This is a genomic window from Legionella sp. PATHC035 (assembly GCF_026191115.1).
Lineage (GTDB): Bacteria > Pseudomonadota > Gammaproteobacteria > Legionellales > Legionellaceae > Legionella.
In genome coordinates, this window is record NZ_JAPHOT010000001.1 from 2,995,931 (window position 1) to 3,013,727 (window position 17,797).

The window sequence follows — 17,797 nt, forward strand, 5'->3', positions numbered from 1 at the left end:
TAGATAACTGTGTGCGCATTTTAAGAAATCATTTTCTCTCAGCCTGACTCAAATTTGACTTTTTCAGAATATTATCAATACCTGGATTGATTAAATCATATCTGGGAATCAGTAGGGATGCTTTCCTGGATTAGGTTTAATCTGGGTTGAAAGAAAAAATATGGTAGAGACAAGTGCTGAAATTCATCAATTATCTGTAGTTTTTCAAGATCACCATCAACGGGTCTCGGCTTTGGATGAGATCAGTTTTAATTTACATCCTGGTGAAACCTTAGTGTTGTTGGGGGAGTCAGGTTGCGGTAAATCCCTAACGTCTCTGGCTTTGATGCGTCTATTACCTAAATCTGGTGTTTATGGCGTGAATAGTCAAATCCACATGGATGGACAAGACATTCTGGATTTACCAGAGTACATGATGCGACAGTTGAGAGGCCGTAAGATCTCAATGATTTTTCAGGAGCCGATGACTGCGCTTAATCCGGTGATGACGATTGGAGAACAGCTGGCAGAGGCGTTGTTGCGATGTAACTCATTGACCCACCACGAATTGCATGAAGCATTACTGTCCTTACTGCATGAGGTAGAAATGCCTCAGCCAGAAGTTAAAATTCATCAATACCCACATCAATTGTCCGGTGGCCAGAAACAGCGCGTAGTCATTGCGATGGCTTTGGCATGTAAACCTGATGTATTGATTGCGGATGAACCAACAACTGCTTTAGACGTAACCATTCAAGCACAAATTCTTTCTTTATTGAAGAAAGTACAACAAACTCATCAGATGAGCTTACTGCTGATCACCCACGATCTTGGAGTACTGAGAGCGATGGCCTCTCGCGTATGTGTGATGTATGCAGGGCAAGTAGTCGCACAATCTTCTGTAGAAGATTTTTTCTCCCGCACCAAGCAACATCCCTATGTACAGCAATTATTGGCTTCGGTGCCCTCTATGGCAAAACGAGAGGAACGCCTGTCGGTTATTCGTGGATTTGTACCGGCTTTGGATGAAATGCCTTCAGGGTGTCGTTTTCATCCACGCTGTATTTATGCCTTCTCGCGATGTCCAGTAGAGGAGCCGCAAATACAGGAGCAAGACGGGCGGTTGGTACGCTGTCATTTATATCCTGAGTATGATGAATTACCTCCTTTGCAAAAAAATAAAATCATCTGGAGCGGGACTAATACCGAAGCAAAAACGATCCTGACTGTGGAGGATTTATCCGTTAGTTTTATTCAGAAAAAAGGGCTATTCAGTCGTCACAAAACCTTATTTAAAGCCGTTGATGGTCTTTCATTTCGTCTACAACAAGGAAAAACATTAGCATTAGTAGGTGAGTCTGGATGTGGTAAAACAACGACCAGCCGTGCTTTATTGCGTTTATTACCGATTTCTGGAGGCGATTTATTTTACAAAGAGCAGGATGTGCTGGCATTAAAAGGGCGCTCTTTAAGGGAGTACAGAAAAAAAGTTCAAATTATTTTTCAGGATCCCTTTTCCTCTATGAATCCGCGGATGACTGTGGGTGAAATAATCGCTGAAGGCATGCATGCCCAAGGGATGAAGCGCTCCTTGATTAGTGCACGACAGAAAAAACTGTTGAACCAAGTTAATTTGCCTGTCAGCAGTTTACATCGTTATCCCCACCAATTTTCTGGTGGGCAAAGACAAAGAATTTGTATTGCTCGAGCTTTAGCTACAGAACCTGATATTTTGATTTGTGACGAACCAACGAGTGCCCTGGATGTTTCGGTTCAGGCACAGATTCTTAATTTATTAAAAGAATTGCAGCAGGATACAGGCATTTCTTATTTATTTATTACCCATAATATGGGCGTTGTTTCCTATATTGCTGATGAGGTATTTGTGATGAAAGATGGCGTAGGTATTGAATTTGGAAGTTGTGAAATGATTTTTAAAAACCCTAAAGAAGTTTATACACAGCAGTTATTAAGCTCCGTTCTCGATGTTTTTTAATCAATTTTTCAATCCATTTCTAATTTTCTTTAATATTTTATTTATTAAAAGTGTGATATATTTGAGCACTATTTGGATAATAAAGTCTTAGTATTTATTATTTGGGGGACCTGGTTACATGAAAATCACTGTGGGCGAAGCGAGTTTTGATAAGGTCAAGGATTTTACTACCCACTTGGAAGTTACGTATGAGCAAGATAAGCTCATTTCAGGAGAAGTAACGGTCGCCTTGCAATGTGACGCATTTTCTCAAAAAAATTACGAGGAACTACTTGCATTTCTTTTCAGCCCGGAGCGTTCCCGAATTTACAAATTCGAATTTCCCTCGCACCAGTCGCGTTATCAACTCTCTTTTGATAATGCCTATTTGTTAAGTAAACGTCAAAAATTTGCTCTTGAATTCCAAGAACAAATCATAGAGTTATCTAAGTCCTCCATCCAACCGTATACCCCTAAAATACGAAAAGCCAAAAAGAATTGGGTTGAGGGTACAAATCATTCGAGTATTGGTTTACAGCTTCAATACCGAATTCCCCATGAGCAGCAGCATCAACAGCAAAAAGCGACTCTGAGAAAGCGAAAGGATAATGAGGCCCCATATCAACATCCTGAAATAAGTCCTCTATCCCTCGTCCCTGAGGAGCCTTATAAAAAGGTCCGCCACCTTGTTGGCTCCTACCTACAATTTATTTATTTAAAAAAAGACTCTGAGTCCGTTGAGCGTTATAAGGCAGAATTTGACTCGTTACTGAGCGCGAAGAGTTCAACCGAGCAACGCCAGGCAGCGTTTATTTTTTTTGTATCTAAGCTAGCAGAACATGATGCACCAAAATTGAAATGCATAAAAAGCTTGTTAGCGGTTTTACCCTTAACTGATCGTAACTATCAGGGTCTTGCTCAGGTGCTCATTCATACTGGAGCTGGCGGAGTTTTACTTTTATTGCAACAGATTAAGACATTCCATGAAAAAGAATTTTTTAACGATTTTGAGGCGTTATTTCTCGATAAACCGGAACGCTATCTTGACTTAATGTCTCCTCAAGGTTTAGCAAACCTGAAAAAATTGAGCGAATTAAGCAGTGAACAGAAAACCTGGTGGCTTACTTTAGTTGCTCAACATAAAGCAGCAGGAGTTCCTACTGACTTTAATGATTTATTTGCAGCTTATAACTATTTCTTGGAGCAATTGGAGCACAAGAAGCTCAAGTTACCCTTCTCCTGTACTGTAACAAATATCAAACACATGAAGTCTGCCTTAGATTGCTTGCTGTTCATTATAAATAACAGTGGCGATCCGGAAGAGCAACTGAGGTATTTAGATCGATTGGATGTTCACAGTGCCTATTATGCCAGCCGTGATTACAATTATCAGTTGGTATCACGGCATATGAATTTAAGGGCTGGTGTCGATGAAGAGATTCCAGATTATTCGACTCCTACAATTCCTAGGCAAGTGAGTCGATGGCTGACTCCTGTTGATTGTTCCTATGAAGAGTTCATCACACGTTTTTATCGATTTATCGGGACACAAGAATGGGCGTTCAGTCTGGATGTCTATCAAAAAATTGAACGAGAAATAAGTAAAAATAATAATCTAAATAATCAAAATAAAGCACTATTACTTCATGTCGTCATTTTATTGACCACCGGTCAACGCACTGTGACACATACTGAATATCCTGATGCATCGATTCAAAAACTTGTCGGCAAATTGATTGCAACAGCAGAGCAGTTTGATGAGAACTTGCAACATGAATTATCCTCGTTAATTTTAGGGCTCGCAAAATCACTGGCGCTTCAAAACTGGGAATCAATGCCTACGGCGGATGAGTTGGATTCACTTGTTGATGTCCTAGTAACCCTGCAAAAAACAAAAGCCCAAGCTCCCGACCAAGCACGTCATGAGTTTCAAGAATTGAGTGCTCTCGCTTTAAGTTTGACGGCTGAGTTTGGTGATGAGGCCCGATTGATTATTGAGCATTATAAAAGACGTTTGGCCATGGAGCAGACCAATACTGTGCCCATCCAAAAATTTTCTTATACCAATTTACTCAACCACTTAGTTTCATCTTCTAAACTGGCTCGATTTTTGCCTGAACTTTTTCAGGAACAACCGGAAACATTATCTCGGATTGTTGTACTTTTGTCCTTATTGGATGATGAAATAACGAAAGTGACGCAACAGGATGCAGAAGATAGTGAGTTTGAGACTAAAATAAAAGCGCTCGCCTATGCAGTGCGTGCGATGCAAGACAATCGTAGAGAGCAGTTATTAGCGATTCTGACCGATATTAACATAGAAGCTTCTTATCGTTTGCCGTCTTTAGAGCAACTCATAAAAACTGTTGATTCAGTCAGGAAGGCCGAATTTACTGAAGCTGAAGATCAAAAAGCAAGTATTCTTGAAATAGTGCACACGGAATTGCCTGGGTTAAAAATAGGAAAAGAATCGGCTCATGAAACAGCAATCGATTTTTTTAACCTGATGAGACAAAACTATGAGCAATGTCAACTCGAGAAGAGATTGGCAGCGTTACCCGAAAAAATAAAAGGGTATCTGGAGCCCTGGTTAGATGCACATAACTTGGTGCTGTATTATTTGAACCAACAACCTATTAGTCCACGGGCGGTTCTCAATGCTTTAGCTGAAGAAGAGCAAGAGGTTAAGAGTTTATTGAGCCGTAGAATGTTTTCTTGGACTTTGTCCGGATTTCCTCAAGCAAAAGTAGCAATGACGGAGGTCTTGGGAGATGAATTTTTTTCAGAGCAATCCTTTATGGCTGCACTGCAACCCAGGATAAAGGCCAGTTTACAATCCAGCTTAAGCGCTGCTTTAGAATCGTTACAGACCTCCAATGAGGGTCTTGAGGATTTTCTATTTACACACCTTGAAGAATTAGATACCGATCTTCCTATTGATGAGCTGTTTCTAGAATGGAGGCACCGATTAGATGAAGCGAATGGCTTGATTAATTCACTCACTCGCATTAAAAATAAAAACAGTATCGATTTCCGCCGTTGTATTTCAGCCTTAGCTGATGAAATCAAACCCAAACTACCAGGAAAAAAAGCGCTTACTGTAGTTCAAATACAGACTCTATTGGAAACCCTAAGTCGAGATGAGCCACTTTCAGCTGCATCTCCTTTAGAAATAATAGGCAAAGTATTAAAAGATGCACCGGGATATTCTGGAAAACAATTGCATCGGGTTTTGAGTGAGGTTCATTATTTAACACAATACCGAGGAATTTTCGGTGAGCAAGCGTATGAATCTTTATTGCGTTGGTCCTGTACTTATAATTTAACGCAAAACTCTTTATTTCCTTTGAAGAAAATAATCGCCCTTCAATCCCTAGCAGGGGTGAATGAAAAGCACTCTAAAGAATTATTCAATGCATTAATTGAAGTCATAAAAAATGCAGGTCCTGAAGTTGATGAACACTTGCTAAAAACCATGGTTGAGAAAATTACCTCAGTGACTCAGGCCAGAGCAAAGGTACCTTCACTGGTGCCCATGCTTGTTTTATTAATGAAAACCTGTGCCAATGGCAAAGAAAAGACGTTTATTAACTTAGTTGATAAATTAAACGGTATGGGCGATTCTGATTTAAATATCTGCTCAAAAATATTACTTACATTCGGTGAGCGTACAACCGATAAAAACATTCATCGCATACTAGAAGTGCAAGCAGGACTTGAATTAAATCATTACAATCTAGAGAAATTGGCAAAATTATTTGATTCACCACCTTATCCGGATATAGATGGTTTTATCGATGCCTTAAATGGTTATAATCATGAGCTGATGGCTTATATTGATGCGTTCGATAAGGATCCCAAATCAGCCCGTGCGCCAAAAAACAATGAATTTGGGATGATCATAAAGGATACAGAGCAAATTCTTGATGAGCAATTTGAAAGCTCACAAATAATGCGGGTTATCGGCAATATTCAAGACAGTATTGAGGGAACGTCTTTAAGTAGCCAAGAACAGTACGATTTAGCACAACAAATTACTTACATCAATGCTATCGGTAGAAGTAAACCATTTACGCTGGTTGTAGGGGATGAGCCCTCGAAGCAGACTATCCTCAAATACGAGAATTTAACTCAAGTCAGCCGTGATGAGTTGCGTGACTTTTTCGATATACTGATTGGCACCCTAAGAAGACCTGGTCTTGATGCTCAGGAAAAATTGAAAGCCCAGGTAAAATTGCTTGCAGTACTCCGTGAACAGTATTTCCGGGCTACCGGTTTATTTGCAGATACAACGCAACTTATTTCCGTTTTAGTCTCACTTAGAGGTCAGCAGAACAATATGCTGATGGAAGTTGAGACCGAGGAAGCTGATGTCAGTGCATCATTACTTGCTGTCATGCAGTGGGTTGAGGCTGAGGGTGGAACCATTGATGTCTGCACTGCCAACCGAAATAGGGTGACTCATGATGATAAAGGGACTCAAGATTTTCTGACCTCGCTTGGTATTGCTTCAGGCCGTATTCGCGCGGATTCCCCTAAGGGAGCGTATCAAGTGGGTGGGATAAATTATTCTACTGTAGGCGATTTGGCCTTATACCGCTCTCGGGCCAAGGTTGATAATGAACCATTAATCGCTTATCAAGACGGTCATCCTGTATCAAGTAACTTAATTCTTTGTGGTTCTGATTTTTCAAAATTAAATCAAAAAACCATTTATCATCTGGTTCAAGCCGATGAGAATCATTCCTATGCCTGGATTTATCCACTTGTCCATGCATTTATTCATCAGCGAAAATTCACAACTCTAGCTCAAGGTACAGTTTGGAGTGAGGGTCTGGATGTTGAACGATTAAAAGAATTTTTGGACCGGCATACGCCAACAGGTCAGCATAAGGTGCAATTACGCGCGATACCTGATGAGCAATTATATTTATGGATCAATTCAGCCATAGAAGCCCAACGTTTAGTTGAAGGGGAGGATTTTGCTATTCTACCTTCTGACTCAGCACTTCACACTGCTATTCCCTTGAGCCAAAAAGGATCTCAAGAGGGTTTTACCTATCTGATACATCAATTTCTACATGTTCGACTGCAACAGGAACATCCGGATTGGCAGTTTACTATTGAGCCTGAGATGCGTTTTGTCGATTCAAGTTCAACCAAGGAATTGATTGATGATTATAAAAAACAGGGTCGGATTATTGCTCTTTGTAAATCCGTAAGTAAAAAGGATGAGTTAGCAGAGCAATGTAGTCTGTTTGGCATCAATGAGCAGTTCGTCATCTCCTCGCAACCAAAAAATCAACATCAAGAATTAGCTAAGAAAACTAAAGACAGTGCTGTTGAGCGTTATTACACTCAGAAAGTTTCTGAAATACAGCATGTTGTTTTACAACAATTCCAGGAATGGAAAGAGTTTCTGCATCTTGTTTATCCTCAATCTGAATGGAGAACTCTGGATGTTGAATTATTGAAGCAAAGAGAGGATTTACTTCTTGATTTGAATAAAAAATGGATTGATTGTCTGGAATATACTGATCCGCAAAAAAAATACCCAAGCCCATATGCTCGTTCGGATGTCAAACAACACCAGCAGAAAATGATTTTGGATCATGCGGTGCTTGCTTATGAAGGCGCTGTAAATTTGATTTGGGAGCAGAAACGGGCCTTTCTTAAAGAAAAAGCAAGGCCAGTCATCATAGAGGGCTCAGTGAATGATTTGCGTTGTCACTATTTGGACGGAGTGTCATTGCCTGAGCAATTGAAGCTAAGTCGAATAGCAGTACGTGAAAACCAAAAAGCAATGCTGTTGGAGAAGAAAAAAGCACATCGCTATCTCCTATCCGGATTGGATGTCAATGGAGCCATGTTGCGATTTGCCGACGGTGATGTCAATTCATATCGCAATGATTTTGTTAAAAATCAGGTGTTTTTATTTGCTGAAGATATCAAGCGTATCATAGAAAATAATCCTTATTTAAATAAAAAGGTGCGATCCATATTGCTTGCTCAAGTTGCCCAGGCACAAAATTTTGATCATCTCATTGTTTGTTTGCGAGATTATGCCAATAAATATTTGCCTGAAGAGCAATTTACTGAAAAATATGCCATGCAACCCATCATTCATGAGATGATGCGCGTATTTAGAGAAGCAGATCTTGAAGAGCCAAATGAACTTCAGAATTTAAAAACAATTTATTTGGATAACGTTGTCGTCGAACTGGTCGATGAGTTGGAATCCACTTTATCTTGGGCAAAGATAGAAAATCGTGGTCTAGAGTATTTGCTTGAGCGCTCTACCGCTGCAGCTGCTGCAGAAGCTATATTAGATGCAGTGCAGCAATTAAAAGAAGCAAACGATCTTGATGGGAAAAAAATTGCAATTAAGAATTTGTATAGGGTACTAGCACAACAAGAATTGCAGCTTGAAGGATTATGGATATTTCCATTTTTGGGGCATAAAAATACACGTACCCTAATCAAAGATACTTTAGCAACTCTTAACCGGTTAACGGCAATTGGTTCAGGCGAAAACGAACTGGATGCTGATTTTATTCACCACAGCAAAGAAGAAGCACTTTATGACGTAATGAAAGAACAGTTGAATACAACCTTTGGTGTTTTGGAATATGATGATTCCAGCTTACTTGGAAAAAATGAATGGAAGGCCATTAAAAGGGGATTGGCGGCAATACAAAAAGAAAATAATACGATCTATGCTTTTTATGAAATGTATTACTTTCTCTCAACTAAAGTAGCAGAGCTTGCTAAAAAAAATTCTCCATTACAAAAGCCAGTCGCCCATTTGCGCGGAAAGGTTCGCAGTTTGTTCGACAAATTGAGTCAGGAGCATAGGGAATTACTGGATACGAGCAAGTACCTTACATGCAAAGCTGAAAATCTTAAGGGTAAACTGACTGGATTAAACGGATTTAATGTAGGCCATGTGACCCTTAAAAAAGGACATAATGGTTTTAGTGATTATTTTGATTTAGTGATTGAAGGTTCTGGCGCGCATGCTTTATTTCATGATTTTACCCAATATAATTCACGTGCAGACGAGCTAACTAAAGAGCGAGATGCTTTAGACATAAAACTAATCCAAGCTAATGTGCAAAACACTATGCTGCAGCAATTGATAAAAGAGCAATTACCGCTACTAAAATTTAAAGGAAAAATTACAGCTACTAAAGAGCTATTTCCGAAGCAATTTCAAGATCAGGTCAATGATATTCTTGTTTTAAAGGGCTGGCTTGTCGATCAGAGGCCTGAGGACTTGAGTGCTTTTCCTGATAACATTCGCAGTAGTTTTCTCGATAGAGACTTAGTCAAAACCTTTGAATTTCCTGACTTAAAAGAAGAGGAAATTGATAAAATTCAAGATATTATATTGAAAATAGGATTTAAGGATTTGCGTGAGCGAATTGTAGAAGGGATGAAAACGAAATCTTTAGTGGGTAAGATTTATTCTTATGCATCAAGTTATGTTTTTACTCCAGAAACTATAGATGATTGGGTTATCGAGTTTAATTATCTAGTCAATAAACCTACCGTAAATTTAGAGAATGTTTTTCGTTCTAATATTGAGAAAAAACAGAGTGAGTTGCTGAGTCAACTTGAGCAATTACAGCAAAAAACTGCGGATCAAGTTGCGTCACTAAAACAACAAATTATTTTCCTCAATGAAAAAATAAAAGAGGAAGAACAAAGAGGTAGTGTTTACGTCAAGCGCATTACTCATCCGGCGGATCTTTTTGAATTTGAAAAGCAACTCACGACGTTTAAAGCGGAACAAGTAGTCAATTTACCTCATCAAGAGAACCCTATACCTGTTGTGCCACAAGAATTGAATGATTCATCTTCTGAAATAGTGGCATTAAATATGTAAAAATAGTAGCGCTGTACCAAGCGCTACGTGTTTTAAATACTGCAAGTATGTGGTTATTATCAAAAAACTTCTATAATCCGTTCCTTTGGTGTTCAAATATTGAACTATACTCAGATCTAGAAGATGTCTGATTTGGAACAGCAATGTTATCCCGTGATGTAGTAACAATCATTGATAATATCAGTGAAAAAATTGAAACAAACAATTTCGAGTCGTTAACTTTCGAAGATATTAAAAATGCATGTTTCATGGTGATGGGCCATATAGAACAGCTGAAAAAAAGTAACCTAGTTTCTACAGGAGATAATTCCAAAAATAAGGAACTGATTGCTTATAAACGTACGGTGATGCACTTAGTCGAGTGGCAAGCGCGATTTATTGAAACGAAGAAACACAATGTATTAGGGAATTACATAGCGGATTTAAATTTTTTACGCGAAATGATTTATTCAATACCTGATGTATTAGGTGAGGTATATCAAGAAAAAATAGAAAAAATTAACTTTTGTATTTCCAACATGCTTGTTTTTATTAATAAATTAAAAATCAAATTGAGTGAAGCCAACTGTTTTGATGTTGCTTTAATAGCACATACACAATGTACCCATGAGATTACTTTTTTATATTCCAAATTACTCGAAATCCATCATACTGAAAAAATGCGTTATTCTGTGCTCATTAAAGGATATTTTGAAGCGATACAAGAAACTTTTGATTTTTATTTTAAAGAAATCACCTATTTTCGTGACCTTGAGATTACCAATGCCAAATGTTTGAGCTATTGTGTGATTAATTATCTTCCTAAAAATGTTCGACACTAAAGTTTTCTCCTCTCCCCTCCGTCAACCAGCGCGCAACGAGGGAGCTCCTCATGGTCACACGACGCTATAGCATCAAAATCCCTCACTATGCTCGGGATGATGGAGCAAGGAAAGGAGGAGACATCCTCTGTGCATGTTCTTTAGCTCAGTCGCTGTGCCCTATGTCCCGATATTCTTTAGTTTACCAATGAACTCGCTTTAGATTTATATTAAATCAGTAAGTAAAAAAAATACTATACTTAACTAAAATATGATCAAGGTGCTGGGCAATGGGAAGCATTCATCTATCACCGGATGAACATTTGAAAAGAGTAATGGGCAATCCAAGTGATGCAATTTTAAAACAACATGAGTTATCTGAAGCAACGTATCCTCTTTTAGTATCTTATCTAGGATGGCTCAGAAGGCTTAATGGGGTTCAAAATAAAAACGATGTGATTCGTCAAAATGAACAGATTTTTAGTGAATTTATTCATTTATGCGAACACAATCTACTTTTCTTTCTTACGGTTACAGGGCGTTTTGATGTAATCCGCAAACTGTTTGAAGATAAGGATTTATTAGCGAAAGAACGTGCATTACTTGATGAGATAGAAAAAGAGCATGCTAAGGCAGCAGCAGCAAAACTCCAGGATTTTGTGTATCTGCCGAGAAAAAAAGAATCTGCAATCCTACGACAGCCTGAGGAACCTAAACCCCATCGTCTTCCTGCATCTGAATGGGAAAAATCGCTTTATGGTTTAACAAATATGGATTTGTATCAATATTACGAAGAGGAGATGAAGCGCATTACCTACGTTCATCATATGAAACAGATTAAATTAATGGATACCACTTATGAGGAACATATTAACTCAATGCGCAAGGCATTAGACTTAATCGTTGAAGATGAGCGTATTAATGAAGTAAAAAAACAAAAGGCAATTGCCATTTATCAGAGCATCATGGCAAAAAAAGAAGAAATGGAGACTGAATTGAATCATCTCCTACCTTTAGCTACAGAGCAATACGATGTAGCGATGCTAAACATTGAGGTTATTGAAAAGCACCGTCAAATCAGAGAGGAAAAACTGAAAGAGGTTCAGGAAATTCTTGAGCAATTTTTTGAAGAAATGCGTGATGAGTCGCCACAATTAAAAATAATATACGAGGAGCATCAAGAGAACATCCAAAATTTTAAAAAGGAAAGTCAAACAATTCAGCTTGAGTGGGAACAGGAGATGCAGACTCTGTCTACTCACTATGAAAATGCCCGTGCACATGCTTTAGAGGATATAAGCTCGAGTCTGAATTTTATCCTCGATGAATTGAAAAAATGTCCTGTCGATGAATTGGATAAAGAACAAGTAAGCCAGTTAGATGCCGGCATACGTCAATTAAACTTATATAAAGATGAGCTAAAAAAAGCAGAAGGTTATGAGGCAACCCAACTTTTATTAAGTCGATGCAATAAAGAATTAGAAACCATCGCAGGTATTGTTCAACCGTTATTACCAGAAGATGTAAGAAATCGTTTTGAATTGAATGTCAATTTAATGAAGCAGATGATTGCTGCCGTACCCAAAGAGGGTGCAGATTTCATGATGCTCACCTCGGGCAGTTCCTCTTTAAAACAAAAAAACCCTGATGAGGATCCCATAATTTCTAATCCTCCTTTGGATTTACCTGAGGAACAGCAAGTCGAAAGACAATCTCACCTATCTGACGTAGAACGTTTAAGTAAGGAGAATCCGCAAGCTACAACGCCTAAGGATTATAATCCTCAAGCCGCTCCTTTGTTAGTGGCGGGAACAATGGAAGTGGAATCCCTTATGCCTGCTATTGAGCATTCAAGCAAGGAGATGCCACAAGCTATAATGCCTGAGGATGATAATTCTCAAGCCCCTCCTTTGTTAGTGGAGGGAACAATGGAAGTAGAATCCCTTATGCCTGTTGTTGAGCCTCAAAGCGTGAAGAAGCCCCAAGTTACAACGCCTAAGGATGATAATCCTCATGCCAATCCTTTGTCAGCAGTGGGAAAAATTGAAGTGGAATCGCTTATGCCCGTTGCTGAGCAGAGCAGCGACAAGATGTCTCAAGATACCTTGCCTAATGACAAAAAGCTGCAACCGACCTCGCTTCCTGAAGAGCACAGGATTGAGGCGAAGTTAAGTCCCCCTGAAGATGAGATTGATCAGAGGGAACATCAGTCAATCGCTGATGAGGAAAATCCACTCAATGTCCATCGGTATCGCTTTTTTATGAACTCCATACGAGATGGGACAGAATTCATTACCTTTGATCCGGAAAAACAGCGTCATTATGAATCAATGTTAAAAGAATTATCCGGCATTTTAAATGAATTGCAGCAAGAGTATGGAGCCGAAGTTTCAGAGAAAATAAAGGAGATTGAAACTCTAATCAAAGATGCCAAATCAATAGGATTTGATAGAGCGAATCCTTCTCATATTCAAAAAATTTGTGATGCCTGTGATTTAGGGATAGATTATGAGCCTTTAGATCATGTAAAAGATAGCCTTTCCTCAATAATTCAATTAAAAAATAAACCGCAAAGTAGTGTAGGAATGTAATACTTTTTGCGCAACAATTGATTGACTATATCACAGCGTGCCTTTTTTTTGGTATAATATGACCTATTTTTTAGGATAGGGAGAAAAATATGTCACCTCAAGAAGAATCATTATGGCAAGCTGTGGCTGAAAAAAAATACGATGAAGTAGAAAAACTGATTAAGAAACATCCTGAATTGGTGAATGCAGTAGATACTAATGGCAGGTCACTTCTCAGACGAGTTGTTCTTGCTGTGGTACCCCCCTTAGATTTGATTCGGTTTATTGCTAAACAACCTAATCTTACTTTTGAAAATCAAGGCTCTGGGGCGACTCAAACAACTATTGGCGCAATGTTATCTACCGGACGCTCGAATATTCTTGAACTTTTTGCTGGAGATCCGCGAATTATTATGGAGGGTGACAAATTAGCCTACGTCACTGCCAAGAAAAATATGGAACATGCGAAAGAAAGCAAGCGTGTTGATTACACAAAAATGTTTCAGATCGTTCGTGATACCACAATTCGACATGCAATTGCGACGGATGACGCCTTGCTACTGGAGCAATTACAACAAGCAGGGGATAATCTGGCTCAAGAATTAAGTGATGGAACGCTCCCTGTTCGTCTCATTACTAAAGAAAATCCAGCGCCTAAAGCAAAATCCTGGTTTCAATCTCAAATGGGCAAAAAGGAAACCAGTGTTGCGACTCATGCTGACTCTTTTTTCAGCCATACTGCTGAGATGCAGGAAACAAAGGAAAAAATGGCCGAGCTTAATCGCGGTAAGGCACAGGCTGAGATGGGCTTATTTGGTAAAACGTATAACGGTGCCCTTGAAACTATGGGAAAAGTAGCGTCTTACTTTAGTTTAACCAATTAAATAATTTGCGCTCTGGCAAGATAAGGCCGCTCAAATGAAATATCCCTTCTCCCTCAGGGGGGAAGGTGCCCGTTAGGGCGGATGAGGAGACAAATAGAAGATATAATCGCCAAAATCAACACCTCACCCCAGCCCCTCTCCCACAAGCGGAAGAGAGGATTTTAATGCCAGTGCCCACAAGAAAGAGCAGATTTTTTCAACTATTTAATTTACTCTATAAAAACTAAGGAATCATTGTACTGTGTGGTATCAACGCGATGCAGAGGGTTTCACACTTCATTTATATGTGCAGCCTGGTGCCAAAAAAACAGAAATTGTCGGCCTTCATGAAGGAGCACTTAAGATCCGTTTAAATACGCCACCCATTGAAGGTCGTGCCAATAAGGCATTGTTGCAGTTTGTTGCACAGCTTTTTAAAATACCTGTAAAGCAAGTCACCTTAAAACGAGGAGATAAATCTCGGCACAAAACAGTTCTGGTTAAGGGGACTGCGGTAGAGCCTGATAATTTGCTTTGAATCATGACCCAAATTTTGCGATAGTAAATAAAGTCATCAATAAACGCTTAAACCTATGAAAATCGAACAATTTGCTCTTACTTTTAATACCCAAGGCCGTGGAACTGAGGATATTACCGCAGAAGTAGCGTCTTTTCTCTCAAAAACGACAATAAAACACGGTTTATGCCACTTATTTCTCAAGCATACGAGTGCCTCTTTAATCATTTGTGAGAATTATGATCCCCAAGTTCGTAGGGATCTGGAACACTTCTTAGTCCGCTTAGTGCCTGATGGCGATCCTCTTTTCAAACATGTCATTGAAGGAAAGGATGACATGCCCGCACATATTCGTACGGTCTTAACTCAAAGCAGCTTGACTATTCCGATACACGAGGGGAAATTAGCTTTGGGTACATGGCAAGGAATTTATCTTTATGAGCATCGTTATCAACCACAGCAACGCCATTTACTCATTACTGCTGTAGGAGACTAGTGCAATTTTTGGTATACTGTCAGTCTTTGACTAGGAAAAATATGAGTTCACTACCTCAATGCCCTAAATGTAATTCAGAGTATACTTATGAAGATGGAAACCAATTGATTTGTCCAGAATGTTCTTACGAATGGGCGAAAGATGCCGCAGATGAGCAAAGCCAGAATGAACAACGCATTATTAAAGATGCGCATGGGCAAGTTCTCCAAGACGGCGATACAGTCACCGTAATCAAAGATTTAAAAATCAAAGGATCGTCACAGGTAGTAAAAGTTGGCACGAAAGTAAAGAACATTCGCTTGGTCGAAGGCGACCATGATATCGATTGTAAAATTGAAGGTATTGGAGCCATGAAATTAAAATCTCAATTCGTTAAGAAGGGATAAAAGGAATGCATCAGCCACTACAGATTACTTTTTTATTTTATGAAGGAATGACCGCTCTGGATGCAATTGGCCCTTATGAGGTGCTTAGTCGCTTACCGGAAGTTGTAGTGCACAGAGTAGCCTTAAATCAGGGACCAGTACGTACTTGTTCCGGGCTTACTTTGATTGCGGAGCATGCAGTAAATGAGATTTCGCATACTGATGTTCTCCTGATTCCTGGCGCAGGTAATGCGACTGCATTGCGTGAGTGTTCTGAAATACTCACCTGGATTAAAAAAATTCATGTCAATACTCTATGGACTACTTCAGTATGCACTGGGAGTTTAATCCTTGGGGCAGCAGGAGTTTTATCAGGGGTTAAGGCAACAACCCATTGGGCCGTGATGAATCGGCTAAGCCATTGGGGAGCCATACCCACTCATAAACGATTTGTCGAAGATGGAAAAATCATTACTGCCGGAGGAGTATCGGCGGGTATTGATATGGCGTTTTATCTTGCTGCGAAACTTACAAATGAAAACATCGCACAAAGTTTACAACTTGGTCTGGAGTATGATCCTGAGCCACCTTTTAATTCAGGCTCACCAGACAAAGCATCCAAAGTGCTGGTAGCATCACTTCGTGAACGTTTACAGAATAGATTTGAACCTGAGTAATCAGGATATACCTCAGCTCAGGCTAAAGTGCTGCGTTTTCGAGCACCGAAACGCAGCCTATTCGAAGTAATAGTCTTCATATCTAGGGTAGTACATAGATTATCAAAGCAATTAATCCCACGATGGCAATTATTGGATGCACAATGACTACTGCTTTCGGAAGGGGTTTTCCTTTCTTAGAGAGCGATACGAAGGTTAATCCTCCTAATGCAGCGGCAATTAAGATGATGAAGCTAGCCCTCAGGATTAAAGCCTGTCCTGTCATAAACGAAAGCATGTAAACGATTATGATAACTAATCCTAATCCTGCACAAATTCCATGGAGGGTTTTCACCACTTGATTAACAGGCCTGTCTTGTAGTACCGCTGTTATAAGAAAGAGGCCACAGACTGCTGCAGCAAGAAATAAGACAATAGCAAGTACTAACATAAAACCTCCTGTTTAAAAAAATTATCCTTCTTAGTAAGAGTGTAGCTCTTATTTAGCACCAAGAAATACGCTCATGAAGCTTAAATCCTGATTACGACGGCGTTTAATCTGGTCTACCCACTTAGAGTCATTTTGTAGTTTGGTACCGCTTGAGTTCAGCGCAGCACCATAAAGTCACTGGGTAGAAAATTGTCCTCGCCGCAGGGGAATATCGATCTCTAATCAAACCCAAACTAACCTGAATTCCCGACTGCGCGGCAATGACTCTGTTACTTAATTCAACTGCTCCAAGACTGTTACTCAGGGGTCACATAATTTTGTTTGGTTTTAGGAAGATCGATGAGTTCATTTTCCAGCGTTTCTCCTAAAGTATCTTTTTTTTGGGCAGGAGAAAAAATGATGCCCGGAGCCGGATTTCTCAGTGCTTCGGTTAAGCTGATAAATTTATATCCGTTCTTTTGATACATTTCCAAAATATCGCCCAATACATAACTATTCAAAAGGTTGGCATGAATTAATAATATTTGTTTTTTGCCTTTGCCCTCTTTCTCTGCTCGTACTGTTTGTTTCCATATATAGGCCAGATAACGGGGTTTTATTTTTTGAATGTAATTCACTCGTGAGCGATAAGGGACTTTATAAAGCATTTCGTTAAAGTCAAAATCTTTGGAATCAATGGTTACGGGGGCAATCGTGTAATTATGCTTTTTAAGATAATCATATACCTCTTGCTTTTTCCCTTTATTGCCCTCCGCCAAATAGGGATAACGGAAATATTTGGGGGTGGTCATTATCGGGGTAAGAATTTTATCCGCACGATCAATATCAGCGATGTATTTTGCAGCGCTGATTTGATCCAGGTCATAATGTGAATAAGTATGATTACCTAACATAAAACCTGCTTTTCGAAATTGTTCAAGAAACTCCCATTGACCCTTTTCTATAGCTCCTGCAATCACAAAGCCTATTACTGGAACATTATATTTTTGGAATGTTTGCACAATTGCAGTAAAACGTTCGGTGGAGCGCTGCCGATTTCCTGGGTTATTCATTCTTGAAGCAACAAGAGGTAGGTCATCCATAGTAATCGCGATTTCTTTTTCATCAGCAAAACAAACCGAAGAAAACAAGGCCATAAAAAGAAAGAATAATTTAAGCATCGATATTCCTTATCAAGTTCGAATAACATGGATGGTAACATAATTTGATGAATACATTAAAAAAAGATGAGGCAACT

The 17,797-nt window shown here is 39.3% G+C and carries 11 protein-coding genes; 9 read left to right on the forward strand and 2 right to left on the reverse strand.

Translation table 11 applies throughout. The annotated features are described in order from the left end of the window. The first annotated feature begins 160 nt into the window (after positions 1-160). The 9 genes from OQJ13_RS13205 (at position 161) to OQJ13_RS13245 (ending at position 16,130) form a co-directional block, all read left to right on the forward strand. Positions 161-1,975 carry an ABC transporter ATP-binding protein gene (locus tag OQJ13_RS13205; RefSeq protein ID WP_265711287.1) on the forward strand — a complete coding sequence of 605 codons (1,815 nt, stop codon included), beginning with the start codon at positions 161-163 and terminating at the stop codon, positions 1,973-1,975. A gap of 118 nt (positions 1,976-2,093) precedes the next feature. Then, complete coding sequence (locus OQJ13_RS13210; protein ID WP_265711288.1) at positions 2,094-9,842, forward strand: hypothetical protein; 7,749 nt, start codon at positions 2,094-2,096, stop codon at positions 9,840-9,842. 143 nt (positions 9,843-9,985) lie between these two features. After that, entirely contained in the window at positions 9,986-10,663 is a 678-nt protein-coding gene (locus OQJ13_RS13215; RefSeq protein ID WP_265711290.1) for a hypothetical protein, read from the forward strand. 269 nt (positions 10,664-10,932) lie between these two features. After that, positions 10,933-13,233, forward strand: a complete 2,301-nt coding sequence (locus OQJ13_RS13220) for a hypothetical protein (protein WP_265711291.1) — start codon at positions 10,933-10,935, stop codon at positions 13,231-13,233. 89 nt (positions 13,234-13,322) lie between these two features. After that, positions 13,323-14,096 (forward strand): hypothetical protein, encoded by a 774-nt coding sequence (locus tag OQJ13_RS13225; RefSeq protein ID WP_265711292.1) that lies wholly within the window; start codon positions 13,323-13,325, stop codon positions 14,094-14,096. 241 nt (positions 14,097-14,337) lie between these two features. Continuing rightward, positions 14,338-14,613, forward strand: a complete 276-nt coding sequence (locus OQJ13_RS13230; RefSeq protein WP_265711293.1) for a DUF167 domain-containing protein — start codon at positions 14,338-14,340, stop codon at positions 14,611-14,613. 55 nt (positions 14,614-14,668) lie between these two features. Further along, the gene (locus OQJ13_RS13235) at positions 14,669-15,088 is read left to right on the forward strand and encodes a secondary thiamine-phosphate synthase enzyme YjbQ (protein WP_265711294.1); all 420 of its coding nucleotides are present in this window, start codon (positions 14,669-14,671) and stop codon (positions 15,086-15,088) included. Positions 15,089-15,129: 41 nt separating this feature from the next. After that, a complete protein-coding gene (locus OQJ13_RS13240) occupies positions 15,130-15,474 on the forward strand; it encodes a zinc ribbon domain-containing protein YjdM (protein WP_265711295.1) in 345 nt (114 codons plus the stop codon). Positions 15,475-15,479: 5 nt separating this feature from the next. Further along, positions 15,480-16,130: a DJ-1/PfpI family protein gene (locus OQJ13_RS13245; RefSeq protein WP_265711296.1), complete on the forward strand. Its 651-nt coding sequence runs from the start codon at positions 15,480-15,482 to the stop codon at positions 16,128-16,130. An 82-nt stretch (positions 16,131-16,212) separates the two neighbouring features. Here the strand turns inward: OQJ13_RS13245 and OQJ13_RS13250 are convergent, their stop codons facing one another. Next, entirely contained in the window at positions 16,213-16,560 is a 348-nt protein-coding gene (locus tag OQJ13_RS13250) for a hypothetical protein (protein ID WP_265711297.1), read from the reverse strand. Between the two features lie 296 nt (positions 16,561-16,856). Next, entirely contained in the window at positions 16,857-17,720 is an 864-nt protein-coding gene (locus OQJ13_RS13255) for a polysaccharide deacetylase family protein (RefSeq protein WP_265711298.1), read from the reverse strand. Positions 17,721-17,797 lie beyond the last annotated feature (77 nt).

Excerpts from the sequence above, each read along its gene's own strand:
- OQJ13_RS13205 (WP_265711287.1), top strand. The coding sequence starts at position 161 with ATGGTAGAGACAAGTGCTGAAATTCATCAATTATCTGTAGTTTTTCAA.
- OQJ13_RS13210 (WP_265711288.1), top strand. The coding sequence starts at position 2,094 with ATGAAAATCACTGTGGGCGAAGCGAGTTTTGATAAGGTCAAGGATTTT.
- OQJ13_RS13215 (WP_265711290.1), top strand. The coding sequence starts at position 9,986 with ATGTTATCCCGTGATGTAGTAACAATCATTGATAATATCAGTGAAAAA.
- OQJ13_RS13220 (WP_265711291.1), top strand. The coding sequence starts at position 10,933 with ATGGGAAGCATTCATCTATCACCGGATGAACATTTGAAAAGAGTAATG.
- OQJ13_RS13225 (WP_265711292.1), top strand. The coding sequence starts at position 13,323 with ATGTCACCTCAAGAAGAATCATTATGGCAAGCTGTGGCTGAAAAAAAA.
- OQJ13_RS13235 (WP_265711294.1), top strand. The coding sequence starts at position 14,669 with ATGAAAATCGAACAATTTGCTCTTACTTTTAATACCCAAGGCCGTGGA.
- OQJ13_RS13240 (WP_265711295.1), top strand. The coding sequence starts at position 15,130 with ATGAGTTCACTACCTCAATGCCCTAAATGTAATTCAGAGTATACTTAT.
- OQJ13_RS13245 (WP_265711296.1), top strand. The coding sequence starts at position 15,480 with ATGCATCAGCCACTACAGATTACTTTTTTATTTTATGAAGGAATGACC.
- OQJ13_RS13250 (WP_265711297.1), bottom strand. The coding sequence starts at position 16,560 with ATGTTAGTACTTGCTATTGTCTTATTTCTTGCTGCAGCAGTCTGTGGC.
- OQJ13_RS13255 (WP_265711298.1), bottom strand. The coding sequence starts at position 17,720 with ATGCTTAAATTATTCTTTCTTTTTATGGCCTTGTTTTCTTCGGTTTGT.